The organism is Streptomyces sp. NPDC037290 (genome assembly GCF_055603245.1).
In genome coordinates, this window is record NZ_JBVJVZ010000041.1 from 1 (window position 1) to 24310 (window position 24310).

Annotated in this window: 25 protein-coding genes; 14 read left to right on the top strand and 11 right to left on the bottom strand. The window is 68.8% G+C overall.

Annotated elements, in window-relative coordinates; genetic code table 11:
* Positions 1 to 103 precede the first annotated feature (103 nt).
* Complete coding sequence (locus ACZ7HQ_RS42345; protein WP_471002113.1) at positions 104 to 619, top strand: winged helix-turn-helix domain-containing protein; 516 nt, start codon at positions 104 to 106, stop codon at positions 617 to 619.
* Complete coding sequence (locus tag ACZ7HQ_RS42350; protein WP_471002116.1) at positions 616 to 1188, top strand: IS630 family transposase; 573 nt, start codon at positions 616 to 618, stop codon at positions 1186 to 1188. The genes ACZ7HQ_RS42345 and ACZ7HQ_RS42350 overlap by 4 nt, the downstream gene beginning before the upstream one ends.
* 179 nt (positions 1189 to 1367) lie before the next feature.
* Here ACZ7HQ_RS42350 and ACZ7HQ_RS42355 read toward each other — a convergent pair whose 3' ends face one another.
* From ACZ7HQ_RS42355 to ACZ7HQ_RS42375, 5 genes are all read right to left on the bottom strand, one after another.
* Entirely contained in the window at positions 1368 to 2531 is a 1164-nt protein-coding gene (locus tag ACZ7HQ_RS42355) for an rRNA adenine N-6-methyltransferase family protein (RefSeq protein WP_471002119.1), read from the bottom strand.
* Complete coding sequence (locus ACZ7HQ_RS42360; RefSeq protein ID WP_471002122.1) at positions 2531 to 2662, bottom strand: hypothetical protein; 132 nt, start codon at positions 2660 to 2662, stop codon at positions 2531 to 2533. Before ACZ7HQ_RS42360 ends, ACZ7HQ_RS42355 begins: the two co-directional genes overlap by 1 nt.
* A gap of 295 nt (positions 2663 to 2957) precedes the next feature.
* Positions 2958 to 3308, bottom strand: a complete 351-nt coding sequence (locus tag ACZ7HQ_RS42365) for a DUF6415 family natural product biosynthesis protein (RefSeq protein ID WP_471002124.1) — start codon at positions 3306 to 3308, stop codon at positions 2958 to 2960.
* The gene (locus ACZ7HQ_RS42370) at positions 3305 to 3772 is read right to left on the bottom strand and encodes a hypothetical protein (RefSeq protein WP_471002127.1); all 468 of its coding nucleotides are present in this window, start codon (positions 3770 to 3772) and stop codon (positions 3305 to 3307) included. The genes ACZ7HQ_RS42365 and ACZ7HQ_RS42370 overlap by 4 nt, the downstream gene beginning before the upstream one ends.
* A gap of 183 nt (positions 3773 to 3955) precedes the next feature.
* Positions 3956 to 5206 (bottom strand): helix-turn-helix transcriptional regulator, encoded by a 1251-nt coding sequence (locus tag ACZ7HQ_RS42375; protein ID WP_471002130.1) that lies wholly within the window; start codon positions 5204 to 5206, stop codon positions 3956 to 3958.
* Positions 5207 to 5928: 722 nt separating this feature from the next.
* Here ACZ7HQ_RS42375 and ACZ7HQ_RS42380 point away from each other — a divergent pair.
* The 12 genes from ACZ7HQ_RS42380 (at position 5929) to ACZ7HQ_RS42435 (ending at position 17394) form a co-directional block, all read left to right on the top strand.
* Complete coding sequence (locus ACZ7HQ_RS42380) at positions 5929 to 6528, top strand: hypothetical protein (protein ID WP_471002133.1); 600 nt, start codon at positions 5929 to 5931, stop codon at positions 6526 to 6528.
* Positions 6529 to 6563: 35 nt separating this feature from the next.
* On the top strand, positions 6564 to 7373 hold the full coding sequence (locus tag ACZ7HQ_RS42385) for an ATP/GTP-binding protein (RefSeq protein ID WP_471002136.1): 810 nt from the start codon (positions 6564 to 6566) through the stop codon (positions 7371 to 7373).
* Between the two features lie 88 nt (positions 7374 to 7461).
* Positions 7462 to 8094, top strand: a complete 633-nt coding sequence (locus ACZ7HQ_RS42390) for an SAF domain-containing protein (RefSeq protein ID WP_471002138.1) — start codon at positions 7462 to 7464, stop codon at positions 8092 to 8094.
* Positions 8094 to 8921 carry a hypothetical protein gene (locus ACZ7HQ_RS42395; protein ID WP_471002141.1) on the top strand — a complete coding sequence of 276 codons (828 nt, stop codon included), beginning with the start codon at positions 8094 to 8096 and terminating at the stop codon, positions 8919 to 8921. The genes ACZ7HQ_RS42390 and ACZ7HQ_RS42395 overlap by 1 nt, the downstream gene beginning before the upstream one ends.
* A complete protein-coding gene (locus ACZ7HQ_RS42400) occupies positions 8911 to 10395 on the top strand; it encodes a CpaF family protein (protein WP_471002144.1) in 1485 nt (494 codons plus the stop codon). The genes ACZ7HQ_RS42395 and ACZ7HQ_RS42400 overlap by 11 nt, the downstream gene beginning before the upstream one ends.
* Positions 10392 to 11345 (top strand): type II secretion system F family protein, encoded by a 954-nt coding sequence (locus tag ACZ7HQ_RS42405; RefSeq protein WP_471002147.1) that lies wholly within the window; start codon positions 10392 to 10394, stop codon positions 11343 to 11345. The genes ACZ7HQ_RS42400 and ACZ7HQ_RS42405 overlap by 4 nt, the downstream gene beginning before the upstream one ends.
* The gene (locus tag ACZ7HQ_RS42410; protein ID WP_471002150.1) at positions 11342 to 12226 is read left to right on the top strand and encodes a type II secretion system F family protein; all 885 of its coding nucleotides are present in this window, start codon (positions 11342 to 11344) and stop codon (positions 12224 to 12226) included. The genes ACZ7HQ_RS42405 and ACZ7HQ_RS42410 overlap by 4 nt, the downstream gene beginning before the upstream one ends.
* A gap of 40 nt (positions 12227 to 12266) precedes the next feature.
* Entirely contained in the window at positions 12267 to 12587 is a 321-nt protein-coding gene (locus ACZ7HQ_RS42415) for a hypothetical protein (RefSeq protein WP_471002153.1), read from the top strand.
* Entirely contained in the window at positions 12587 to 13060 is a 474-nt protein-coding gene (locus tag ACZ7HQ_RS42420; protein ID WP_471002156.1) for a TadE/TadG family type IV pilus assembly protein, read from the top strand. The genes ACZ7HQ_RS42415 and ACZ7HQ_RS42420 overlap by 1 nt, the downstream gene beginning before the upstream one ends.
* On the top strand, positions 13026 to 13469 hold the full coding sequence (locus tag ACZ7HQ_RS42425) for a TadE/TadG family type IV pilus assembly protein (RefSeq protein ID WP_471002193.1): 444 nt from the start codon (positions 13026 to 13028) through the stop codon (positions 13467 to 13469). The genes ACZ7HQ_RS42420 and ACZ7HQ_RS42425 overlap by 35 nt, the downstream gene beginning before the upstream one ends.
* Complete coding sequence (locus tag ACZ7HQ_RS42430; RefSeq protein WP_471002159.1) at positions 13469 to 13921, top strand: TadE/TadG family type IV pilus assembly protein; 453 nt, start codon at positions 13469 to 13471, stop codon at positions 13919 to 13921. The genes ACZ7HQ_RS42425 and ACZ7HQ_RS42430 overlap by 1 nt, the downstream gene beginning before the upstream one ends.
* Complete coding sequence (locus tag ACZ7HQ_RS42435; protein WP_471002162.1) at positions 13921 to 17394, top strand: LysM peptidoglycan-binding domain-containing protein; 3474 nt, start codon at positions 13921 to 13923, stop codon at positions 17392 to 17394. The genes ACZ7HQ_RS42430 and ACZ7HQ_RS42435 overlap by 1 nt, the downstream gene beginning before the upstream one ends.
* Positions 17395 to 17424: 30 nt before the next feature.
* Here ACZ7HQ_RS42435 and ACZ7HQ_RS42440 read toward each other — a convergent pair whose 3' ends face one another.
* The 6 genes from ACZ7HQ_RS42440 to ACZ7HQ_RS42465 form a co-directional block, all read right to left on the bottom strand.
* Complete coding sequence (locus tag ACZ7HQ_RS42440) at positions 17425 to 17700, bottom strand: hypothetical protein (protein ID WP_471002165.1); 276 nt, start codon at positions 17698 to 17700, stop codon at positions 17425 to 17427.
* Positions 17701 to 18034: 334 nt separating this feature from the next.
* Entirely contained in the window at positions 18035 to 19831 is a 1797-nt protein-coding gene (locus ACZ7HQ_RS42445; RefSeq protein ID WP_471002168.1) for a DUF2637 domain-containing protein, read from the bottom strand.
* Positions 19832 to 19974: 143 nt separating this feature from the next.
* A complete protein-coding gene (locus ACZ7HQ_RS42450; RefSeq protein WP_471002170.1) occupies positions 19975 to 20823 on the bottom strand; it encodes a sugar nucleotide-binding protein in 849 nt (282 codons plus the stop codon).
* Between the two features lie 174 nt (positions 20824 to 20997).
* Positions 20998 to 21459, bottom strand: coding sequence for a GNAT family N-acetyltransferase (locus ACZ7HQ_RS42455; protein WP_471002173.1), 462 nt, complete (start codon positions 21457 to 21459; stop codon positions 20998 to 21000).
* Positions 21460 to 21529: 70 nt separating this feature from the next.
* Entirely contained in the window at positions 21530 to 22852 is a 1323-nt protein-coding gene (locus tag ACZ7HQ_RS42460; RefSeq protein WP_471002175.1) for a UDP-glucose dehydrogenase family protein, read from the bottom strand.
* A 95-nt stretch (positions 22853 to 22947) separates the two neighbouring features.
* Entirely contained in the window at positions 22948 to 24174 is a 1227-nt protein-coding gene (locus ACZ7HQ_RS42465; protein ID WP_471002178.1) for an SIR2 family protein, read from the bottom strand.
* Between the last annotated feature and the right edge of the window lie 136 nt (positions 24175 to 24310).

Here is a 24310-nt window from a genome sequence, read left to right on the forward strand (position 1 = left end):
CGCCGGCCACCGCCCGATCGAGGTCTACCGCACCCCGACCCTGCATCCCCAACTTTCAGAGCAAGATCAGTGAGCCACAAACTTGACGCGGGACACTGGTGTCGTGTCTTTCAAGCCTTCGTCTGTTGCCTCTGAGCCTGTCGTTCCTCCTTTGACGCGGCCGCAGTTGGCCGAGGCTCGGCGTGTGCGGGCGGCTGAGTTGTTCGAGCAAGGACGCTCGAGTGCTCAGATCGCACGGATGCTGGGGGTCAGCGACGAAAGCGTACGGCGGTGGAAACGGGTGTGGGAGGAAGGCGGGGCTGATGCCTTGCGGCGACGCCCGGCCACCGGTCGTCCGCCGAAACTGGACGATGTCCAGGTCGAACAGGTGCGGACCGCGCTGGAACAGGGCGCCCAGGCGCATGGCTTCGAGGCTGATCTGTGGACACTGGAGCGGGTTGGTCTGGTGGTCGAGCGGGTGGCAGGGGTGTCATTGTCGCGGGCGTCGGTCTGGCGTCTGCTGACCAGTCGGTTGGGCTGGAGCCTGCAGCGGCCGGAGCGTCGGGCGGTGGAGCGGGACGAGTCCGAGATCGCCCGTTGGATCGCTCATGAGTGGCCACGCATCAAAAAGGGGCGATGAACAAACGTGCCTGGATCGTCTTCCTCGACGAATCGGGCGTCTCGCTGCTGCCCCAGGTCCGCCGCACCTATGCACCGCGCGGCCGCACCCCGCTCCTGCGGCATCGGTTGAACTGGAAGCGCGCCTCAATGGCCGCGGCTCTCGGCTACCACGCCTCAGACCCCGACCGTGGGCCTCGCCTGTGCTTCCACCTCAAGCCCGGCAGTTATGACACCGCCGCTCTGATCGAGGTCCTTAAACAGCTCAAGGTGTTCTACCGCGGAGAGCGGGTGGTGCTGGTCTGGGACGGGCTGTCCGCCCACTGGAGCCGGACCATGCGGGCTTGGGCCGCCGAACAGGACTGGCTGACCCTGGAACGATTACCGGCTTACGCGCCTGAGCTCAACCCGGTGGAGCTGCTGTGGTCGTCGCTCAAGAAACGCGAGCTCGCCAACCTCGGCGGCAACCACCTCGCAGACGTCGCCGACGCCACCGAACAAGGCATTCGCCGCATCAACCAGAACGATCAACTCCCCTGGTCCTTCCTCACCCACACCGGACTTACCATCCACCCAACCCCACAGAACTAACGAAAAGATCAGTAAAGGGCCCTACACGCCACACGTCACGGCTACGAGAACCTACGGCGACCTGCGGAGGATCGCGGCAGCCCTGAACCAGGACGTATCCGTGCTGATCACGTAAGCAGCAGGAAGCCCCGCCCATCCGCCTCGGGGGAAGCGGACGGACGGGGCCGTACGCGAGCCGGTCAGACCGGCCAGGCGCCTTCTGGAGAGTCCAGCCACGCCTGCTGACTGCCGTCGTTCGCCACGGTCAGGCCGAAGCGGTCGTGGCCAGGCTGGTCGGCCGCGTACCACCAACCCAGGGCCTCCAGAACCTCGTCCCACAGCCGCCGCGGGCCGTCCTGCCACACGTCGGCACTCCGGCCATCGCGGAACATGACACACGCCCAGGAGCGGTCATCCAGCCCGTAGAACCACACGGGCCGGGCCCCGTCGCGCTTGGCCGCCACCGAGCGGTAGCAGTCATGGACGCGCAGGCCGATCGCGAAGGTCCGCGGGTCGAAGCGGTCCTCCCCGAGCAGCTCGGACTCCGTCACGTCCGTCGTCGACGACGGAGCAGCGCCGACCATCCCCTTGCTGACATAGGCGCTGTGACCGTCGAACGGCAGCCGCTGGGAGCGCACCTTCATGAACTCCACCGGCCCCACGAAGTGGCCGCTGGCGCCCTGGTGGTCCACGACGAGACGCACGATGGCGTCCGCGTTGCTGAAGTGGGTGCCCCATGGAGCGACGAGGACCCCGCCTGGCCGCAACTGCTCGACCCACGCGGTAGGGATCTGCCGCAGACCGGCCGTCGCAACGAGGCGGTCGTACGGCGCTCCGGCCGGGTCGCCGAGCAGGCCGTCCCGAGTGAGGACAAGCCCCAGCAGTCCGTGAGCCGCCAGCCGAGCACGGGCTGCGTCGGCCACCTTCGGGTCGATCTCGATGCTCGTGACGTTGTCGACGCCAAGCCGGTTGACCAGCAGGGCGGCGTTCCAGCCCGTACCGGTGCCGATCTCCAGCACGCGATGGCCGGGCTCGACATCGAGAGCGGACAACATACGGAAGACGACCGAGGGCATGGAGAGCGATGACGTCGGAACCGTTCCAGCGGCTTCGCTGTCGCCGTCGTCCCACTGGGTGACGATGGGCAGGTCCGCGTCGGCGTACCGGCTCCACGCGTCGGGGTCTTCTCGCCAGCTGACCCGGACGTGGGTGCCGCTGTCCATGTCGAAGGGCCACATCACTTCCGGCAGGAAGAAGGCCCTCGGCACGGCCATGAACGTCTCCACCCAGTCCGGGGTCATGGCCTTGCTGTCAAGGAGGGAGCGGCCCAGCTCGGACCGCTCCTCCGACACAGGCAGCGCCATCAGACGGCGAACCTCGGACCACCGTCGGGGGACGGCGGCTCCTGCGGGCCCGGCCAGGGCTCGCCCGGCAGGCCGTCGCCACCCTCGCCGCCGCCACCGCCGCCCGCCATGCCGAACAGCTGGAGTTCCATCTCTGTCTCCTTCATCCGCGAGTTCATCGTGGCCCCTCCCCGACTACTTCGAGAAGGGGTGCTGCAACCCGACCCAGGCGCTCGACCTGTCCAAGGGTTGGGGCCGGGGCAGGGGGTCTTTGGACCCGCCCCGCCGGCGTCTTGCGGAGCACCGACGGGACGGGCGTCTTGGGGGTGCGGCTCTGACCTGGAGCGGCCGCCATGGGGGTGCGTCAGTGCGGGTTCCTCACGAGCACAAGGGCGAGGACCGGGGCGGACACGGCTGCCACGTACACGAGCAGGCCAACGATGTCCCTCATCTCCGTCCGCTGAGGTTCTCGAAATGGACACACAGAGTGTTTACGGAGCGGGCAAGACGCTGCTCATGCGCGATCCCGGCCGGCAGCGTATGGCCCGGCTCAACGTCCAGCCGACGTCGTGCCTCTCCGATGCCAGCACGCGCGGCCGCACGCGGACCATCCCCATCGGCGCCCCCGGCGGCCGTCTCCACTTCGGGGATGAGCAGCATGATGTGCCCGCGCAGTTGGAGCGTGAGCGTCTCCAGTTCCTCCGGCATGGGCGGTTCGGCATCGTCGGCGAGCAGACGGTCCGCGGCCGCCCGCATCGTCTCCAGGTCGAGCGGCACCGTTCGCATTGCGGCCGTCATGACTCGTCCTCGCTGCCCAGGACGCCGCCCACCATCACGAGCGCGAGGACGTCGGCCGGTCGGCACAGGGCGCCGACGAAGCTGACCGGCACGGCCCAGTAGGAGGACAGCCTGTTCTCGTCGAGAGCGGTGAAGTCCGTGCGCGGCACGCCGAAGTAGGTGCCCATGCCCAGGCACTCGACGACCGGCGACGTCCAGTCGGCTGCGGTGGCCGGCGGCACGAGCGCGTAATACCGGCGGCCGCGCGGGTCATGGATGACCGGTCCGCCGGCCAGGTAGTCGGTGAGCCGCTCGCGCACGATGGCGGGGTCGTCGCTTCCGGCCGCGGCGTGCACGATGTCGTCGGGCAGGCGCACCGCATCGAAGCGGCTGCCCAGGGGAATCAGCGCGAGCTTCGCCGCGCTGCTCCACTCCTGGCGCACCTTGTCCGGCGAGGGGTGGGCGGAGGCCAGCCACGCTTGCACAGCGTTGTCCGGGGACCAGAGCGGTAGTGACGTGCATGTCCCTGTGGAGGACGTAGTCTCTGACATGTCGACGCTCCAAGCAGCGTTGGCACCCCGGCGAGGTCTCACCACCTCGTCGGGGCCTGACGCTTAGACCGTAGGAGCGCCTATACGTCACCGCCGACCGTAATCCGGTCGCTACTCTCAGGCAGCTAGGATGCCAACCTTGCTCGCGAGTTCGGCCGCCCGGCGGCGGCGCGGCGCCTGTGTCGACTCCACTTCCTCCAGCAGGATCGCCCTGGCGTAGCCGTTGTACCGGATCGTCTCGGGTGCGGCTTCGTAGGCTTTCTCCAACGACGCGATGGCGACGTCGGGCTGGTTGTCCAGCTGGTAGCCGCGGGCCTCCTCGATCCGGTGCCGGGCGCGGCGCGGACGGGACTTGATGACGCTTCGGTCTGCCCGGGCGGCCTGCCGCACCGACTCGCCGCCCTGGCGCAGCTCGACGCTGACGGTCACCGCGTGTGCGCCCATCACGGCCCGGGAGAAGGAGGTGACGGGGTGGTAGTAGTCGGCGGGCAGCCGGGAGGCCATGCCGTTCGCCCTGTCCCAGTACCGCCATGCCGTCCCGGTCTCCTGGCGGCGGGCCGCGGTGTACCCGAGTTCGAATTGCAGTGCGCCGGCGATGGCGAGAACGTCGTCGCTGGCGTCGGGCAGCAGGGGCTCCAGGTAGCGGACGGCTTCCAAGTTGACGGCGTCGGCGGCGTCGTAGTGGCGGGGGCCCGTGTCGCGGTGTGCCTGGGCGAGGAGCCACGCAGCCACGCCGATCGTGTGCGGGTCTTCGCTCTCCTGGGCGGCGATCATGCCGCGCTCGGCGACGCGCCAGAGCAGTGAGCTGTCGGGCTGGTAGGCGATGAAGAACTGCGAGAGCGAGTACGTCTGGGCGAGCAGGGCCTGCGCCTGGCGCCGTTGGCCGGCAGTGTCGGCGTGGCGAACGAGTGCCTGGGCGTCGCGGACCAGGTCGGGCAGCAGCTTGCCGATGGCGTCTCGGTGGTTTTTCGACGCGTGCCGCGCTTTCCATGCAGCGTGGAGCCGGGCCTCGAGGTGCGCGACGGGCGGTGGCTCGACTGTCGTGGTGAGCGGGAACGAGTCGATGGCGGCCTTGACGGCGGCGAGCCGTGGATGGCCCGGCCCGACGAACAGATCCACATGTGCATCCGGCCGCCCCGTGAGGTCGGCCAGATCGCGCACCCGGAGGATCTCGGCGATACGGAGCACTGTGTTCAGGCCGGGCGCCTTCTGTTGCCCGTTCTCAAGCTTGCGGTAGGTATGCGGCGACACGCCGAGAAGATCAGCGACCTGGGTCTGCGTCATCCCTCGGCGCTCGCGCAGGATCTGCACCCTCTGGCCGAACTTCAGCGGATCGGCGTACGGGTCCGGGGTAGCATCTGAAGACATCACGGCCTTGCCCCTCCTAGCAGCTTCGTCACTGCCAGGGTAGGGGGCAAGGCCGGTCTCGTGTGTCCCTCGGGAAGAGTGGCATGCTCTCGCTCCGCCGCCTGGGCAGGTGGCAGGGCGTCACTGCGTGAGCCGGATGCTGCGCGGCTGCCACCGTTCGCGGACGATGACGCCCTTCTTCTCCAGCTGCGTCAGGTGGTAGTGCACCGAGCCGATGCTGCCGAGCCTACCTGTTCGCCGATCTCACGCAGCGTGGGTCCTTCCCCCTGCTCAGTCAGCTCACGCTTTGCCGCGCACTTGCCAGCTCCACGCCTCGTCCCGGCAGCCCACCCTTGGCGCCCATGCCGCGCTGACCGAGGCGCCGAACAGCACGGCACGCCGGTGCCTTCGGACCACGCAGGTTCGGCGAAAAGCCGGTAGTTAGAAATCTCCCGCACACTCACAGGACCCTCACCCAACCCTGCGTGCACCTCGCGAGATGTGCTGGCGCGACGAGCGAAGTCACAGAACTACAAATCAACATCCGGTTCCGAAAGTGACCGGATGCGACCCCTGGTGAACCAGTGAACTCGACTACCCCGCTGGGAAGTTGACTGGCATATGCGTAACCTTGCGATCACGCAAACGCATTACCGCAGCTGGACAAGGCCGCGGTTCTGGGCCGCCGGATGTCGGAGGCCGGGGGCAGCGGTCGACCGCACCGCGTCGTACGGGGAGGCAACGTGACAGCTACACCACGACGCTCTACGGAGCGCAAGATCGCCGCTGTTCGCACCCGGAAGCACGCAACCGCCTTGCTCCTCGCCGGCAGTCTGCTGACGCTGGCCGGGTGTAGCGACAGCGGCTCGGACACGTCGTCCAAGCACAGCCCTACCCCGACGGCTGTCTCTCCGTCCCCCAGTTCCACCGTCGACGCCACGGACGCCTCCGTCCTCGCGGCGTACCAGAGCTCCTGGGACGCGCAGACCGAGGCCTACAGCAAGGCTTCCTCAGCGGGCACCGACCTGAAGAAGAACACCACCTTGAGGGCTCTCTTCGATATCGAGCACGACCTCGAGGTCATGCGGAAGGCCGGACAGGTAACCATCGGCAAGCCGGTGATCCATCCGAAAGTCGTGAAGGTGACCGCTGCCAAGATCCCCACGGCCACGGTCACGGACTGCATCGACACGACGCACTGGACGCTGATCGACAAGGCCTCGAAGAAGCCGGTTCCGCTACCCACGACACGGCTCATCAAATACGTCAGCACGGCAACGCTTGAAAAGTGGGGGACGAAGTGGATGGTCACGAAGTTGACCGCTCAAGAGCAAGCCTGCTAATCCGGCGCCTGTCCGCACTCACGGGCGCCCTCGCCTTGACCTCGGCGGGTGTCGCACACGCCGGCGATGGCCCCGACGTCGGAGCCGGTAAGTGCCAGGTCATCAAGTTCTGCGTCGATGTCGGCACCGGTGACAAGACCGACGGCAGCGACGGCAAGGCGGGCGGCTCGCAAGGCGGCAGCGACAGCGGCGACAGCAAGATGGAGTGCAAGTACACCAAGGTCGACCCGAAGCCTCCGGCCGCATGGCCGGGCTGGAAGGGCGCCGACCCCAAGAAGAGCGACCTGTACTTCTACGGGTGCACGGACGGCGGCCAGAACAACCCGGACGGCTTCGTCGTCGTGCCGACGGGGCAGCCCCCGGTGCCCAAGGTGGACCCCCGGCAACTGGCGCAGCGCGCGGTCGACTCCATGACGCTGCTCGGCCCGGACATCGCCAGCCCGCGCGCGGCCGGGAAGTACACCGTGGGTGTCCCCATGTGGATGTGGGTCAACCAGAGTGCCACGACCTACGGACCGAACACCGCGTCGGCCTCCGCGGGCGGGATCACCGTCACCGCGACCGCGCAGGTTTCGAAGATCGTGTGGTCAATGGGCGACGGTGCCTCGGTGACCTGCAACGGCCCAGGCACGCCGTACACGTCGTCCGAGGGCATGGCTCAGTCCCCGACCTGCGGACATGTGTACTCCAAGACCTCGGCGGGTGCCCAGAACGGCAAGTTTCCGGTGACCGCGACCTCGACGTGGTCGATCAACTGGCAGGGCGGCGGACAAGCCGGCCAGCTCACCGAGGTCCGGCAGACCAACGTGCAGGTGGCGGTCGGCGAAGTTCAGGTCGTCAGGTAAACGCCGCCGGAAGGACGGAACGGTGAGCAAGACCCAAGTAGACACAGCTCCGAACGGAGTCCCCCCGCAGGCACGCGTGGCCGGGCCTGTGACCCCGCCCCGAGTCTCGGCTCGCAGGCGACGACCAGGTGTCATCGCCCTGTCGCTGGCGCTAATCGCCGCCGGAGGCACCGGAGTTGCCGTCCTGCTGCTCCAGGTCGGCAATCGCACCAACGTAGTGACCGTGGTCCGCGACGTCCAGGTCGGCCAGGTCCTCACCGAGGAAGACCTGGGCAAGGCATCCGTCGCCCTGGACCCGGCGGTCAAGGCGGTGCGCACCGACAACCTCAAGTCGGTGGTCGGCAAGCGGGCCGCGGTGGAACTCAAGCCAGGCTCCCTGCTCGCCCCCTCGCAGGTGACGAAGGACTCACTGGTGAAGGCCGGCGAGCAGCTGGTGCCGATCGGCCTGGAGCCCAAGCAGATCCCGGCCACAGCTCTGGTTCCAGGGCAGAAGGTGCAGCTGGTGCATGTCCCGGCTCAGGGAGCGACGGATACCGGCAAGGCGTCCGACGCCGCGCCGCGGACCATCGGCGGCCGGGTCGTGAAGGCATCCGGCGCCGCCCCGGGTACGGGCATTGTGGTCGTTGACGTTGCTACCACCGCCGCCGACGGTCCCACGGCCGCCGCATGGGAGGCAGCTGGCACCTTGCGCCTGGTCCTCTCTGCTCCGGACGGCAGCTGATGGCTGTCATCGCGCTCGCGGGTTGCAGCGGGGCGCCCGGCGTGACCACGAGCGCCCTGGCCTTGCTGATGTCGTGGCCGCTGGAGTCGGACCGGCGGATGATCCTGGCTGAGTGCGACCCGGACGGCGGAGCCGTGCTGCACGGTCTTCTGCAGGGCACACTCGGCGACCGGTACGGACTGCGCAACCTCTCGGTCGCCGCCCGTAAAGGCGAGTTCAGCGAAGCTTTCTGGCGGCAGCTGATCGACCTGAGCAGCGAGGACGGCAAGCAGGACTCCCCGCGCGACCGGCTGCTGCTGCCCGGCATCACCGACCCCTCGCAGTCGGCAAGCCTCGGCCAGGTCTGGAAGGTCCTCGCGCAGATGTTCCGCGGTATCGAGGCCGAGAGCGGCCACGATGTCCTGATCGATCTCGGCCGCCGCGGGGCGTATGGGCCCTCCGGGGTTCTGGCCGAGCAGGCCGATGCCACGTTCGTGGTGGTCCGCAACACCCTGCGCTGCCTGCAAGCAGCTGAGGGCCGGGTGCGCGCACTGGAAGAGCGCGTCGGTGACGTCAGTGTCCTGATGGTCAACGAGGGCCCTTATCCCGCGGGCGAGGTGCAGCGCGTTCTGCAGGTACCAGTGATCGCCACGCTGCCGTTCGCGCCGAAGGACGCCCGCGTGCTGTCCGATGGCGCCGAACAGCCACGCCACTTCGCCAGGACGCCTCTGATGAAGGCCGCCCGCACGTGCAGCACTCTGCTTCTCCAACGGGCCGCCATGCGTCGGGCCCGCCTCGATCCACGCGGCCGGCGCGCAGCAGGCGGGGAGGTGACCCATGCAGGCTAAGCCCCTGCACCCCGACCCCACGGTGGCCCCGCCGCCCCGGGAGTGGCAACAGACCAACGGCGCACCAGCAGCTGCCGGTGCTGCCTCGAGTACGCAGGTGCTCGGCACGGCGGCTCCTCAGATCACCGTCGACTACCGGGTGGCCCGGGACATTGCCTCCCAGGTCGCCAAGCAGCGTGAGGAACTGCTCAAGACCAAGCCCGATATGGACCGGGCCAGTGAAGAGCAGCGCTGCTTGAACTGGATCGCCGAGGCGGTCGCGCTGTGGTCGGACGCGCAGGCGATGACGCCGCAGGAGGACGAGGCGCTGCGGCGCGCGGTGTACGACCTGCTGTTCCGAGCCGGCCGGCTCCAGCCGTACCTGGACGATGACCGGGTTGAGGACATCATCATCCAGGGCCCGCACGAGGTGTGGCTCGACTACGGCGACGGTGAACGTCGCCGGGTGGGTCCAATCGCTGACTCGGAGGAGGAGCTGCTGGAGCTGCTGCGGGAGTTGGCTCGGGGCTCCGGGCACAGCGAGCGCACCATCTCCACTGCGAACCCCATCCTCGCCCTGTCCCTGCAGGACGGCTCTCGTCTTCAGGCCATCACGGGACTGGGTCCGATGACCTATGCGGTCATCCGCCGGCACCGGGTCTCCCATGCGAATCTCGACGACTTGGTGCGGCTGGGCACCATCGACCCCATCCTGCGCGAGTTCCTCGGCGCGTGCGTACGCGCGGAGAAGAACATCATGATCGCGGGAAAGCAGAAGGCTGGAAAGACCACGCTGCTGCGGGCGATGCTCAAGGAGTTCGACCCGGAGTGTCGGTTCGCGACCATTCAGACCGAGGACGAGCTGTTCGCCCACGCCAACGGCTACCACAAGCAGGTCGTCTCCCTCGTCGGGCGGGAGTCCAACGGGGAAAAGGACGTCACCGGGCGCGGCGCCGGCGAAATCACGCTCCTGGACCTGATGCATCCGGCGCTGCGGATGTCGCTGGAGCGGATCGTGGTCGGCGAGGTCCGCGGCCCGGAAGTCGTCGCCATGATGCAGGCGTTGACGAACGGGTCCGGCGGCAACCTCTGCACCATCCACGCACGTCGCCCGGACATCATCTTCGACCGGATCGCCGAGCTGTATGCGCTGGCGCAGGAGAACCTGTCCGAGCAGCTCGCCTACCGGCAGACGGCGAACGGTCTGGACTTCATCGTGTACGTCGACATGACGGACGAGACGCAGATCGGGGGCCGCCGGCACCGCTACGTCTCTCATGTCCTGGAGCTGACGGGGATCGGCGAGAACGGCCGGCCCGCCACCAATGAGGTCTTCTCCCCCGGCCGCGAGTGGGGGGAGATGCGGGCGGTTCCGAGGTTGGATCCGGGCTGCATTGATGACCTGCGCCGTGTCGGCTTCGACTCAGGCCTGCTGCAGGAGTCGTACGGCGCCTGGCCGGCGCCGCTGCCGCTGAAGGTGGGGGTGAGCCGATGACGCTGCTGTTCGCCCTGCTCAGCGGCATGGCCGTGGTCGGCGGGCTGATCGGTGTCGTGGCGGGTCTCGTGGGCACCACTGCGCCGCGCCGCGCCCCGCTGGTCAAGCGCTGGCAGGCGGTCCTGCGCGGTGGGAAGAAGGGGAGCGAGGACACCCGGCTGCGGCGGCGGACCCTCATGGTCGCGTCCGTCGTGGTCTTCGTAGCGATGTGGCTGGTCTCGGGAAACTTCGTCGGGGGTGCGCTGCTCGGCGCGGCCGTCATTGGCGTGCCCTGGCTGATCAGCCCGGCTCAGATGGCGCAGGCGCGCATCGGTCAGCTGGAGGCCCTCAGCGAGTGGACGCAGCGGCTGGCCGGCCTGCTGAGACTGGGCATGGGCCTGGAACAGGCGATGATCACCAGCCGTCAGGGGGCACCGGAGGAACTCGCCCCGCAGATCGTCAACCTGTCCGACCGGCTGCGCCTGGGGTGGCGGCCGGACGGAGCGCTCCGCGCGTTCGCCGAGGAACTGGACGATGTCACCGCAGACAAGGTGGTCGCCGCGCTCATCTTGTCGGTCAACGACCGCGGCCCGGGCCTGGCTCAGGCACTGGAAGACCTTTCGGGCACCGTCCGAGACGAGGTAGCCAAAAAGCGCGCCATCGAGGCGGACCGGGCCAAGCCCCGCACCACCGTGCGGTGGATGACCATCATCACCGTGGGCGTCGTGGTAGCCGGGTTCTTCGTGCCGTCATATACGAAGCCGTACTCCACGCTCCTCGGACAGCTCGTGCTGGCCTTCCTGACTGCCGGGTTCGTCGGCGTGCTCGCCCTGATGCGGCAGCTGGGCAATTTCCGCCGCATCCCGCGCTTCCTGATCACCGACCCGACCAGCACCGTCCGTCTGCCTGCGCCCGCCCCGGAGCCGGACCTGCCGATCACCACCCGAGAACAGGAAGGAGCCGCCTCGTGAACCTGCTCCCCGTTGTTCTGACCGGCGGCACGGTCGGCGCCGGCGTCGCCTTGCTGATCCGCGAACTCCTTCCGCCCCAGCCTGCGTTGGGGCCAGCTCTCAAGCGCAGCGCCCCGGCAGCGTTGACGATGCCCGAGCCGGAGTTGGACCGCGAGGAGGTGTGGGGCCGGTGGCTGCTAGCCCGCCTCGAGCGGCTCCCGGGCGTGAAGGTCCCCACTACGAACCTGGCCCTGCTCGGTCAGGGGCCGGGCCAGTTCATGCTCAAGAAGACGGCGCTCGCCGCGCTGGGTCTGCTCTGCCCGATGATCGCGACGATTCCGTGGATCATCGCGGGTGTGGACCTGCCGTTCTACGTGCCCGACGGCGTCGGACTCATGGTCGCGGCCCTGCTGTTCATCACTCCTGATCTCGCCGTGCGGGACCAGGCCAAGCGGGCACGGGAGGAGTTCGCCCACGCTCTTTCCGCCTACCTGGACCTGGTCGCGCTCAAGCGGGCCGCCGACGCCGGGCCCGCTGAGGCGCTGGAGAAGGCCGCCGAGGTGGGCGAGGGCTGGCCCTTCTTGTATCTGCAGGGCGCGCTGCGACGGGCCCGGCTGGAGAAGATCCCGCCGTATCAAGCGCTTACGGAACTCGCCCATGAGTACGACCTGCCCGTTTTGGACGATGTCGCCGACATCATGCGCGGTTCAGCTACCGACGGCGCCGCTGTCTACAAGGCGCTGCGGGCCCGTACCGCGGCGCTTAATGCCGAACTGCTAGCCGATCAGGCAGCCGAGGCGAACACGGCCAGCGAGAAGATGACCGCGCCGGGAGCCCTCTTGGCTGTCTTGGTGATGCTGCTGATGGCCTTCCCGGCAGTGATCCGCATGCTGACCGTCTAAACCACCACGACTCGTTCAACGCTTCAGAGAGGTAAGGAACATGAAGCACACCGCAGCCCGTACCCGCCGTGCTGTGCTCCGGGCGACCATGCACCCGCACACCGGCCCGGACGCCGCATCGGGTGGACCGGGGCGTGGCCGCCGTAGCGCGCGTGCCTGGGCGCGTGCGAATGGTGCGGTCCTCCGGCTGACCAAGCGCGTGCAGGAGGGCCTTGAGGAGGCTGCCCGTCGCCCGGACCGTGGAGATATCTCCACCACCACCGTCATTATCTGGGTGGCCGCCGTCACCGGGGCCGTTCTGATCGCCGGGACCATCGCCGTCGTGATCGCCAAGTACAACGGCAAGCTCAGCGGGCTGTGATGAGTCGTCCCGAGCGGCTGACGGCCTGCTGGCAGGGGCGAAGATGGCGCGACGACCGCGGGGACACCTCCATCCAGATGGCGATCATCTTCCCGTTCGTGCTGCTCGCCACGGTCGCCGTCATTCAGGCTTCCATGTGGTACTATGCCCGGCAGATAGCTCTGACCGCTGCCCGCGAGGGCGTCAGCGCCGCCCGCGCCTACCAGTCGAGCCCGGCCGACGGTGCGGCCCAGGCACGCAACGTGCTGGGGCGTACCGCCGGTGACAGCCTGAGCGGCTACAGCGTCTCCGCAAGCAGTGACGGGCTGCGCGTGCGGGTCCAGGTGTCCGGCACGGCCCTGTCGATGATCCCGGGTGTGCCGGGTCTGCAGGTCACGCAGTCGGCGTCCGGACCCGTGGAGCGCTGGACAGTCCGGGGGAGTGAATCACGTGCGATCCATGGCCCGTTGGGCACGCGATCTACGCAGCGATGAGGGCAGCGCTGCGATCGAGGCGGCGATCGTCCTTCCAGCATTGATCATGTTTCTGTGTCTGGCGATTGCCGGCGGCCGGATCGTCACCTCCGGCGCGAAGATCGACTCCGCGGCGGAGGACGCGGCGAGGGAAGCATCCATCCACCGCACAGCGGCGGCCGCGCAGAGTGCCGCGCAGTCGGCGGCTGCCGAGTCCCTGCAGGATCAGGGCATCAAGTGCGCGTCGACATCCGTCAGCATCGACACCGGTGGTCTCAGTGTGCCGGTGGGGCAGGTCGGTACGGTCACCGTGACCGTGACCTGCACGGTCAATCTGTCCGACCTTCTGCTTCCGGGTGTGCCAGGAGCCAAGACGCTCTCGTCGACGGCGACCTCGGTGGTGGACGAGTACAGGCAGCGGGGTGACTGATGATCTTCCGGCAGATCTGCCTGCGCCGAGCGCGGCTGGACGATGCGGGAGGCGTCACCGTGTTCGTCGCCGTGTGCGTCATCGCGCTGATCGGGATCATCGGCGTCGCCGTCGACGGCGGCAGCAAGATGCGTGCCACGGAACGCGCGGACTACATCGCCGGCGAGGCTGCGCGGGCAGGTGGGCAGGCCATCGATCCCACCGATGCGATCAACGGGAAGGCGATCGTTGTGGATCCGCAGGCCGCGTCCGCCGCGGCCCAGGCCTACTTGCGCTCGGCCGGTGCCACCGGCACGGTCAGCGTGTCCGGCGACGGTAAGACGCTCACCGTCACGGTCACTGGCTCCTACGACACGAAGTTCTTGTCGGTGGTGGGGATCGGTTCTCTGTCCGTAACCGGCCATGGCAAAGCGACCCTCCTGCACGGCGTCACGGCTCCCGAAGGAAACTGATGCGCACCACCCCCTCCCCCGCCGGAACCACCGGCCGCACCCTGGCGCAGGTTCTCAAGGCCGGCTTGAGTCTGCTGGTCCTCGCAGTTGCGGTCGCCGGGCTGCCGCTGCTGCTGGCGTGGGCCACCCCGGTCATCTGGGCTGCCACCCACGACGACGTCGTGCACCTGCTGGACCGGCAGGACACCGGCAGCGTCTTCCTGCTGCTGCTCGCCTGCGTGGGCTGGATCGGGTGGGCGCAGTTCACGTTCTGCGCCGTCCGCGAACTCATCGCGCAGGCGCGGGGCCGGACATGGCATGCCCCGCGCGGGATGGGCGCCTCGCAGCGCGCCGCGGCTCTGCTGATCGGCAGCATCATCGTGCTACTGCCGACGGGTTCTGCTCTGGCCTCTGACGCCCAGGCCGCCCCCACCATCGCGGCCCGTGTGCCCGGGCAGGCCCAGGCTCCGCAGGCCGCCGCGAACGAGCAGGGCAGGACGCCCGCAGCGAGCACAGCAGCAGCCAGCACGACGTACACGGTGCGCGAGACGCGGCCCGCGGAGAGCCTGTGGGGCATCGCCGAGAAGGAGCTGGGCGACGGCGAGCGGTGGCGGGAGATCGCCAACCCGAACGAGGGCCGCACCATGGCCGACGGCACGGTCTTCCGCGCGAACAGCTTTCTGCAGCCCGGCTGGCAGCTGCGGATGCCCGAGACCGCCACGGCTGCGGGAGGCATCCGTACACAACTGGGTGACAGCGCACCCGCTGCCGAGGACAAGGGTGGGCACGTCGTCACGGTCCACTCGGGCGACTACCTGTCAAAGATCGCGGAGAGGGAACTCGGCGACGGCGACGACTGGCCGCAGCTGTTCGATGCCAGCCGGGGCAAGCCGCAGCCGCACGGCCTGCCCAAGGTCACCGACCCCGACGTCATCTACGCGGGGCAACAGATCACGGTGCCCGACGCCCAGCCCGACCAACCGGCCCAACGCCGCGACGAAGGCAGGGAGTCGGGCGGTCAGAAGACCACTCCGCCTACCACCCAGAATCCCGACGGCAAGCAGAAGCGAGGCGACGGCAGGGGCGATGAACGAACGCCGGCCCCCAGCCAGACCACAGCGCCGGCACCCGAGTCGTCGGCGCCCAGCGCACCGCCAAGTCGCCCTGCCGAGCAGCCCAGGCAGGATCATTCCTCTGCGTCCGCAGCAGCGCCCGCGAAGCCCGAGCGCAACGACAACGCCTCGCGCTCTGCCGCCTCCCCGTCGGCGCCGCAATCGTCCGGTTCCGCTGCCACCTCCCCCGCCACTCCGGCACCCGCGACCCCGGCGACGGCCCCGGCCAGCAGCAGCCCGCTGAACCTGCGCATCGTGCTCGGCGCCGGCGCACTGCTGGCGGCCGCCATCACCGGCGCCCTGTCCCTGCGCAGGACGCTGCAGCGCCGCCGCCGCAAGCCAGGCGAAAGGATCGCCATCGCGTCGGAAACCTCGGGTGCCGAGGCTCAGTTGGCGGCGGCCGCCGAGCCCAGCGGCGCTGCCCGCCTGGACGTGGCGCTGCGGACCTTGGCCCACTATGCGGCCCAGCAAGAGGAGGACGCGATCCTGCCTCCGCTGCGGGCCGCCCGGATCGGGACCCGAGCGCTGGGGGTGCTGCCCGAGGACCTCGCCCAGGACCCGATGGCGCCCTTCACTTCCGGACAGGGCGGCTGGTGGATTCTGCCCGCCGACGCCAACCTCCTGGACGACGAGACCGCCCGCGATGTACCGCCGCCCTACCCAGGGCTGGTCACGATCGGCAGCACCGAGGCCAGCGACCTGCTCCTGCTCAACCTCGCGCAGCTGCCCGCGCTGCTGCTGGACGGCAACCCGGTCCACATCACCGAGGTGTGCACCTCACTCGCCCTCGAACTCGGGATGAGCCCCTGGGCGTCCAACGTCGAAATCGTCACCATCGGGTTCGGCGAGGACCTGCCGCAGCTGCTGCCCACCGCACGGGTCGCCCACATGCGGCAAGCCACGCACGCGCTGCGCGATCTGAGCGAACGCCTCCTGGAAGCACACCAGATCCCCGAAACCCAGCACCAGCCCTATCTGCTGCTGTGCGCGTCTTCCTTGGATGAGGACACGGCGTGGCAGTTCGCGGACGTCATCGACAAGGCGGGGGCGGTGCCCGTCACGCTGATCGCCCCGGCGAGTACGGCGGCCGGGCAATTCCCCGAGGCAGAGATCCTCAACGCCTCCCTCAGCGAGCCGCAGCACCTCGACTACGCCGACACCGACATCACCGTCCAGCGCCTGGAGCACGCCGCCTACCTGCAGATCACCACCGCGTTGAAGGTGTCCGGGGAACCCTCTCACCCCGCGGAGGGGCCCTGGCAGGACGTGCCGGACGAGCTGGAGGGCATGCAGCAACCCGCGCAGGGAACGCCGGAGGAGTCCATCGCGCCCGCCGGCGCCTCGATCCCGTCGCCGCCCGCAGCAACGGAGGTGAGCGGGGAGGTCTTCCCGGCCCTGCTCGCCGCCAGCACCGATCCCTCCGGGCTCCGTCTCCGCTCCCCCGGCCCATCGTCGGCCGGGCTCGACGACGAAGCCGGCCCGGGCACCGAAGCAGCCGTGTCTTTGGCCCCTGCGCCCTCGGCCGAGACAGACTCCACCGACATGGCAGATGCCGCGGGGGCCGACGAGCCGGCGACCGCCGCCGAGGCGCCCACAGTGTCGGAGACGGAAGAGAGCGAGGCGCACGACCTGCACGCTCCGGAGATCCGGGTCCTGGGGCCGGTTGAGGTGACGGGCGTGGACAGCACCGGCCACGGCCCGAGGATGGCGCAGCTCGCCGCCCTGCTGTACTTCCGGCCTGGGCGGAGCGCGGATGTACTGTGTGCCGACATGGATCCCGTCAGCCCGTGGTCGACGAGCACCCTCAACGCGCGGATGCAGGGCCTGCGCAGCTCACTGGGCGGTGACTCGTCCGGCAACCTCTACGTTCCGCGCCGCAAGGCGGGCGAGGATCCGTACCGGCTCGCTCCCGGCGTGCGCTGTGACTGGACCCGTTTCCTCCAGCTCGTCGAACGCTCGCTGCCGCTGGGCCCGTCCGGCCTGACCGACTTGGAGAAGGCGCTGACCTTGGTGCGGGGCAAGCCATTCGGGGGTCGTCCGCTGCCGTGGGCCGAGCCCTACCAGCAGGAAATGATCACTCGGATCATCGACGTCGCGCACACCGTGGCCACCTACCGGATCCCCGCAGGCCCCCACCACGACCTCAGCGCCGCCCGCCAGGCCGTCGCGACCGGTCTCGAGGTCGACCCCACGGCAGAGCTCCTCTACCGGGACTGGATGCGTCTTGAGGCTGCGCGCGGGAACCGTTCCGGGCTGCACACCGCGATCACCCGCGTACAACAGGTCAACCGGGATTTGGACTGCTCGCTGGAGATCGAGACCACGCAGCTCATCAACGAGCTCCTCAACGGCACGAACGCGGCGGTGCGCAAGGCTCTGTGATTGTTGCTGCGCAGGGCCGCGCAGTCCGCGCTACTGCCCGGGGACGACGTCCCGAGCTGCGTAGGCGAGCAGTTCGCTCAGGGCCGCCTCGTTGGACGCGGGTGGCCGGGTGTGCCACTCCCCCAGTGTTTCGCGTACGGTCAGCGCCACCGTGTACGCATGCTGGGCCAGGTCGTCGTCCAGAGCGGCCACTGCTCCGTCGTGGGCGCGTCCGGTGACGATGACCGGCCCGTGGATCGGGTACAGAGCGATGCCTCGCCAGGTGCTCGCCAGGGCCCATGCGGTGATGTTCTGCTCAAGTCCCATCCCGTGTCCCTTGCCATGGATGTGCAGGAGGGCTCGTCGGTGGTACAGCCCTTGATCAACTGACCGGTCGTACCGATGTAATGCATGACCGCAGAGTACGCAAGGGACTCGGGCAGGTCGATTTCCGTGACGGTGGTGTCGAGGGCAATGCGCAGGGCACGCATGGGATTCCACCTGCCTCGGCGACTGGTTCAGTGGGGCAGACTGCTGCGCGCACTGGCCGCGCAACAGGCACTCAGTCTGCGCAATGCTGGGGTGACCTGCAGTTTCTCGATTGCGCAGCCGTAGCAGTGGCTGGATCACTAGTGCGCAGGGACGAGCGGGGCGCGGCTTGTCACTGCTGTGGCTGCGCGTGGTGGCGGGTCAGTGCCTGCCAGCGCCGCTCGAAGTCGACGGCCTGCTCGGCAATGTAGTCGGTAGTGAGGGGCTTGTTGTGCTGCGCGGTGATCCCGTGGGCTGCGCACTCCTGCGCAACCGCGTCGAGGGACGGAGTTTCGTTGCGCACCCGGTGTTCCGCCCAGACGTTATAGACACGGAACGGCAACAGGTAGCGGCGCAAGGTGGACGGGCTGACCGGCTTCCCGCCGCGGCCGATCATGCCCTTCTTGCTCGCAAGGTAGACGGAGAGCTGCTCGGCTCTGGGTTCCTCGCCGTACTCAGTCTGGTACTCCGTCCAGGCCAGGTAGTAGCGATCGACCGTGGTGAGCGCGGCGGGCTCCGCGGTCGAATCCGTCTCGCCTGGCAGGTCATCAATGGCGGCGCTCACCCTCGGACTGCGCTTCTCCTTGGCGGGGTGCGCGCCCGCGCCGGCCGGAGCCTCCTCAAGCTCGTCATCGTGCGAGAGGGGGTCATCTGAAGGCGCCTGTGCGGCCGCTTCGGTGGCTTCCTCGTCGGTGGGCGGCTCCGTCTCGTCGAACTCGCGCTGCCGGAAGGTGGAGACGAAGTACTCCAGGTCTGCACCGGTGATGGGCTGACCATTGCCGCCGGTGATCTGGTCCCGCTCGTATACGTACGTCGCGAGTGCGGCGGCATCGGGGTAGGTCCCGTGTTCCTGCGCGTATGCGAGCCAGGCGTTGTAGAAGTAGTCACCCCATCCGTCGTCCGCGTCGTACGGGGCTTGGGGTTCGGTCCCGGTCTCAGCCGCTGGCTGGCGCTGCTTGAGGAGTCGCAGCAGGGGTTCGAGTTGCTGGTCGGACAGTGGCCCGCCGGCCGCGGTGGCGATGCCGTACTGGTCCTGGAGCCACAAAGCGAACTGCGCGCTCGTGGGTTCGACTCCGAAGGCGGCCATCCAGTCCTGATAGGCGTTTGCGAGGTGTTGGTCGTTTCCTTCGTCCGCCAGCTCGTGCGGCCGCTCAGGGTCGACGGTTCGAGGCTGCGCCACCGGCTGATGCTGCGCGCCGCGCACCTGTACCAGTTCCTTCTCCTGGTCGACGGCGGCCTCGAGTTCGGGGCTCCGCCGTTGTGCCGGAACCGGGGTCCGCTCGACGGTGAACTGGATCGGCGGCTCGTCGATACCCGCGGCGGCCAGCCCGGCCGGGGCGGTCTCGGCGAGGGGGACGCCGTAGCGGGCCAGTCGGAGCGGCATCAGCGACTCCACTGGTGCCTTGCGCCGCCAGGCACGGCCGAAGCGGGAGCGGAGGCTGGCCTGGTAGACGAGTCGTTCCTGCTCGAGCTTGATGACCTGGTCGTAGGAGCGGAGCTCCCACAGTTTCATGCGGCGCCAGAGGAGGAACGTGGGGACCGGCGAGAGGAGCCAGCGGGTCAGGCGGACGCCCTCCATGTGCTTGTCGGCGGTGATGTCGGCGATGCGGCCGATCGCGTGCCGGGCCGCCTCGACTGCCACGACAAACAGGATCGGGATCACCCCGTGCATGCCGACGCCAAGCGGGTCAGGCCAGGCAGCGGCTCCGTTGAACGCGATGGTGGCGGCCGTCAGGAGCCAGGCCGTCTGCCGGAGCAACGGGAACGGGATGCGGATCCAGGTCAGCAGGAGGTCCAGGGCCAGGAGGACGCAGATGCCGGCGTCGATGCCGATGGGGAAGACGTAGGAGAAGCTTCCGAAGCCCTTCTTGACTGCCAACTCGCGCACGGCCGCGTACGAGCCGGTGAAGCCGATGCCAGCGATGATCAAGGCGCCGGTCACCACAACGCCGGCGAGAACGCGGTGTAACCGGTTCAACTGCTTTGGCGCGCCCACCCGTTACTCCCCTCCAGAATCAGTCGTGACCCCCACCCTGTCATGTAGGCCTGAGCCATGGGGGCTTGACCATTCGCTCATGGGCCGACGGTGTGGGCCAACGCCGGCGCCGTGCAGAACTGGCGTGCACCGCGCAGTGCGGTGCTCAATCTCTGCCGGGTCGCCCGGCTGTCCAGACGCACGTCCAGCGCGCCGATAAGCGCGCTGTGGGCTCGCAGGCCCTTGGGCAGCCGGGAGACGTCGAGACCGTCACGCCTGGCAATGAGGATGCCGAGCTCGTGTCGGCTCACCGCGTCAGGCCCGGCGAGATGGTGGATACCGGACGCGTCGCCCAACGCCAGTTCCAGAAGGGCGGTGGCCAAGTCGGCGACGTGCACCGGGCAGCGGATGTCGTCGGTGAACAGGGCGCCATCGCGGGTGCCGCCGGCAAGTTCGTGCACGAAGCGCTCGTGTAGGGATCGCCCGTGTCCGATGATCAGCGACGTGCGGGCGACCACTGCCTCCGGATGCACGGCAAGGACTGCGGTCTCCGCCGCCGCCTTCGCTGCCCCGTACGGGGTGATGGGGTCAGGCAGGCTGGACTCGTCGTAGTGCACTCGGGCACCGGAGAACACGGCGTCACTGGATACGTGGACGAGGCGGATTCCGTGCTTCGCCGTGGCCATCGCGAGCCGGACGGGGCCCTCCGCCGTAACCGCCCAGTCGGCCCCGCCGCTCGATGCGTTGACGACGAGACGCGGGCTCACCTCGGCCATAACGGCGTCCATATGCCCCGCATCCCGCAGGTCAAGGGGGTACCAGAGGGCCTGGGAGGCGTCGCCGGGCCTGGTGGCGTACGTCGCGGCCGTGGTGTGCCCAGCTGCTGTCGCCTGCCGGATCAGCTCGGCGCCAAGGAAGCCGCTGCCGCCGATGATCAGAGTGGTCATGGTGCGACACGGTAGACCGGTCCCAGTGAGCGCCGGCGGGGACACGACCCGAGAATGATCGTTCTCCCCGGGATTTCCGATGCCTCCACTACTTACACCCGCAGTCGTCCAAGGGGCGGGCCGTCCAGCCGCTGTGGCAGATCGCCCGGGCCAGGCGGGCGACCGAACCCGCCATTACTTCTGGGACTGCCAGATGTAGCGGATGTCCGGCTCTCGCTCATCGTTGCGTAGCCCATCTGTTCGCTTGACCTCCGTGAAGCCGTGTCGTTCATAGAACCGCTGCGCCGATGTGTTGACCTGGAACGTCCACAGCGCCAGCCCGTCTGGCTGGCGCTGCTTGGCCAGGGACATGAATCGATCGCCCAGCCCCCGCCCGCGCCATGCCGGGTCGAGGTAGAGCTGCTTCAGCTCCCCGCCATTGAGGACCAAGACCCCCACCACAGTGGTCTCGGCGACCGCCACCCAGGTCTCGTACTGCGGCACGAGCACGCGCGAGAACCAGTCCCGGACCTCGGCGTCGTCGTGCGAACGGCGCACCGACGGCAGCGCGGCGTCGAAGGAGCGCAGCCACACATCGGCGGGGGCGAGCGCGTCGGCGTCGCCGGCACGGCGGAGAACAACGGCGTCACTGTTCACAGCGGGAGACCTCCGTGTCATTCCAGTGGGTGAGGACGGCTTGCCGGGCCCATGACTCGGGGGCCTGGCCCTACTTCCCAGGCCGTCCGAGCTGGTGGACGGTCCAGCCCGCGGCACGCCAGGGCTCGGGGTCGAGAGTGGTGCGGCAGTCGACAAGCAGGGGGCTGGCGGGACGGTTCACGAGGGCCTGGGGATCCGCCTGGTGGTACTCGGGCCACTCGGTCCCCACGACCACGACGTCGGCACCGTCGAGGGAAGCAGACAGGTCGTCGGTGTAGTCGAACTCGGGGCTACGAATCATGGCCGTGGCCACGGCCTGCGGGTCGTGGACGGTGACGGTGGCACCGCCCTGCCGGAGGGCGTGAGCCAGAGCGAGAGGCGGACTTTCGCGCACGTCGTTAGTGCCAGGCTTAAACGCGGCGCCCCACACCGTGGCCCGGGCACCCTCGATGGGGCGGTCCCCCAGGGCGCGAGTGATGAGGTCCAGAGCAACTTCGGTGCGATTCTCGTTGATCTTCTCGGCGGCACGCAGTAGGGCGGCTGCCTGCTCGGTACCGAGTTGCCGGGCAGAGGCGGTGAAGGCGCGGATGTCCTTGGGAAGGCAGCCGCCGCCGTAGCCGATCCCCGGCTTCATGCCACCGCTGCCGATGCGGGGGTCGATACCAAGGATCTCCACGATCTGGGAGATGTCGCCGCCAGCCGCCTGGCACATGTCGGCCACAGCATTGATGTAGCTGATCTTGAGGCCAAGGAAGGTGTTCGCTGCGCCCTTGGCGAGTTCAGCTGTCTGGGGGTCGGTGATGAACAGGGGGACGCCGGCGTCCAGGATGGGGGCGTAGACGATGCGGATCGCCTTCTCGCCTTCGGTGGTGGTGACACCGGCGATGAGGCGGTCCGGACGCAGGGTGTCCTCCACAGCGTGTCCCTCGCGCAGGAACTCCGGGTTCCAGACGACCGTGACGTCTTCACCTGCGGGAGCCAGGCGCTGAGCGAGAGCGGTGACTTGGCTCGTTGTGCCGACGGTGACCGTGCTCTTGCCAACGATCGTGCACGGCCGGTCGAGGTGGGGCGCGAGTTGGCGGATGGCCCCGTAAACCTGTCCGGTGTCGTAGGAGCGGCCGTCGGCGTCGATGGGAGTGCCGACACCGATGAAGTGCAGTTCGGCGAAGTCGGCGGCCTCGCGGATCTCGGTGGTGAACCGCAGGCGCCCACTCGTGGTGTGGCGGGCGAGCAGTTCGGGAAGTCCGGTCTCGTAGATCGGGCATTCGCCGGCATTGAGCCGGTCGACCTTGGCCTGGTCGACGTCCACGCCGATGACCTCGTGGCCGAGTTCGGCCATCGCCGCCGCGTGCGGGATGCCGAGGTGACCACAGCCGATCACGGAAACACGCATTGCAGGGGTCCTTGTCTGGTCGGGGGCACACCGTGCTCGGTGTGCCCCCAGACGCTATCGGTGCGGGAGCGGGGCTGGGGGCACCCCGGCTTCAATCAGACGTTCACGTTGAGGAGTTCGGCCAGGTGGAGCAGGGCAGGGGTGGCCTCGGAGCGGACCACGACGTCCCCCTCCCGGGCGCCCTCGATGAGGTAGGGCTTGTGGACCCCGTTCTCGGTGACGCCCTCGGTGTCGAGATAGAAGACCTTCATGCCGCGCTCGCGGGCGCGGGCCTGGACCGCGCGCCGGTCGGCATGCAGACCGATGACGAGCAGGGCCTTGGCGTCGTCGGGGAACGGCATGTACGGGGTGCGCTGGTCGTAGCGGCGCATAAACGCCTCGTCCAGCCCGGCCTTGCGGAAGAGACGGTCGAAGTTGTGCGTGGCCACGGGGCCCACCATGTGGCCGGCGTCGTGGAGGGCCTTCAGGGCGCGGTGGGCGCTGGTCGGCTCGGCGAGGACCAGGGAGCGGAACATGCTCACCATGTCGTCGACCTTGCGTTCCGTGTTGGTCAGGACCTCCTTGATCAGGATGTCGTCGGCCGGGGCGAGAGTGAAGGCGTAGCCCTGGGTGAGGTCGTTGCCCGCGCGGGCGGTGACCCGGTAGACCTCGTGCAACCAGTGCAGCGGCGGGATCCCGGCCTCGATGCTGGTTCCGCATCCGGCTTCCACGACGAACGGCAGGTGGTCCAGCAGGCCGGACAGGTCGTCGGCGTACGTCGGATTGCCGCGCTGCTCCTTGATGCGCATCCCGCCCGCCAGCACGTCCCAGGGAAGGTTTCGCGCGGCCCGGGTGAGGGTGTAGTCCTCAGAGTGGATCGTGACGTCGAGCGACGTGAATCCATCGGGGGTGTCCCGGTCGGCGCGCTCGTCCTGCGGGTGAACGGTGTGCTCGGTGATCAGGACGCAGAGGTCGCCGCGGCGCCAAGAGCCGTCCAAGTTGCCGGTGGGCTTCCACCGGCCGTCGGTGAGCCACTGGTCCAGGGCACGCTGGTGGTCCGCGATTTCAGCGGCTGGCACCAGCCACGACACGTACAGGTACATCTCCTCCAGTACCAGGCGCTCCATCGGCTGGGTCAGGTCGATGCCGTAGTGAAGGCGGTAGTGCACGACGCGGCGGCGCCCAAACTCGTCCTTGGTCCACCCGGACTGCTCGGCGTTAGCCGGGTCCTGGGTACGCCTCCAGATGCCTTCTTCGATGGCCGGGCGGCGCTGCCCGCCGGCCTCCGGGGAGAAGGTCGCTTCCCACATGCGGACCTGGTCGGGTGTCAGGGAGTCGATCACGGGGGTGCGGCAGGAACACGGTGGTCCTCCTTCGAGGGGTCCGATGGCGTGTGGCCCGTGCGCGTTGTGCGCGCACGGTGGTTCGGAAGCACAGGAGAGTGCTGATGCCGGGGGCGGCCAGCGGTACGACCTAGCC

Excerpts from the sequence above, each read along its gene's own strand:
- ACZ7HQ_RS42415 (WP_471002153.1), top strand. The coding sequence starts at position 12,267 with ATGAAGCACACCGCAGCCCGTACCCGCCGTGCTGTGCTCCGGGCGACC.
- ACZ7HQ_RS42425 (WP_471002193.1), top strand. The coding sequence starts at position 13,026 with ATGGCCCGTTGGGCACGCGATCTACGCAGCGATGAGGGCAGCGCTGCG.
- ACZ7HQ_RS42365 (WP_471002124.1), bottom strand. The coding sequence starts at position 3,308 with ATGACGGCCGCAATGCGAACGGTGCCGCTCGACCTGGAGACGATGCGG.
- ACZ7HQ_RS42350 (WP_471002116.1), top strand. The coding sequence starts at position 616 with ATGAACAAACGTGCCTGGATCGTCTTCCTCGACGAATCGGGCGTCTCG.
- ACZ7HQ_RS42400 (WP_471002144.1), top strand. The coding sequence starts at position 8,911 with ATGCAGGCTAAGCCCCTGCACCCCGACCCCACGGTGGCCCCGCCGCCC.
- ACZ7HQ_RS42420 (WP_471002156.1), top strand. The coding sequence starts at position 12,587 with ATGAGTCGTCCCGAGCGGCTGACGGCCTGCTGGCAGGGGCGAAGATGG.
- ACZ7HQ_RS42360 (WP_471002122.1), bottom strand. The coding sequence starts at position 2,662 with ATGGAACTCCAGCTGTTCGGCATGGCGGGCGGCGGTGGCGGCGGCGAG.
- ACZ7HQ_RS42430 (WP_471002159.1), top strand. The coding sequence starts at position 13,469 with ATGATCTTCCGGCAGATCTGCCTGCGCCGAGCGCGGCTGGACGATGCG.
- ACZ7HQ_RS42460 (WP_471002175.1), bottom strand. The coding sequence starts at position 22,852 with ATGCGTGTTTCCGTGATCGGCTGTGGTCACCTCGGCATCCCGCACGCG.
- ACZ7HQ_RS42355 (WP_471002119.1), bottom strand. The coding sequence starts at position 2,531 with ATGGCGCTGCCTGTGTCGGAGGAGCGGTCCGAGCTGGGCCGCTCCCTC.
- ACZ7HQ_RS42440 (WP_471002165.1), bottom strand. The coding sequence starts at position 17,700 with ATGGGACTTGAGCAGAACATCACCGCATGGGCCCTGGCGAGCACCTGG.
- ACZ7HQ_RS42450 (WP_471002170.1), bottom strand. The coding sequence starts at position 20,823 with ATGACCACTCTGATCATCGGCGGCAGCGGCTTCCTTGGCGCCGAGCTG.
- ACZ7HQ_RS42395 (WP_471002141.1), top strand. The coding sequence starts at position 8,094 with ATGGCTGTCATCGCGCTCGCGGGTTGCAGCGGGGCGCCCGGCGTGACC.
- ACZ7HQ_RS42375 (WP_471002130.1), bottom strand. The coding sequence starts at position 5,206 with ATGTCTTCAGATGCTACCCCGGACCCGTACGCCGATCCGCTGAAGTTC.
- ACZ7HQ_RS42405 (WP_471002147.1), top strand. The coding sequence starts at position 10,392 with ATGACGCTGCTGTTCGCCCTGCTCAGCGGCATGGCCGTGGTCGGCGGG.
- ACZ7HQ_RS42435 (WP_471002162.1), top strand. The coding sequence starts at position 13,921 with ATGCGCACCACCCCCTCCCCCGCCGGAACCACCGGCCGCACCCTGGCG.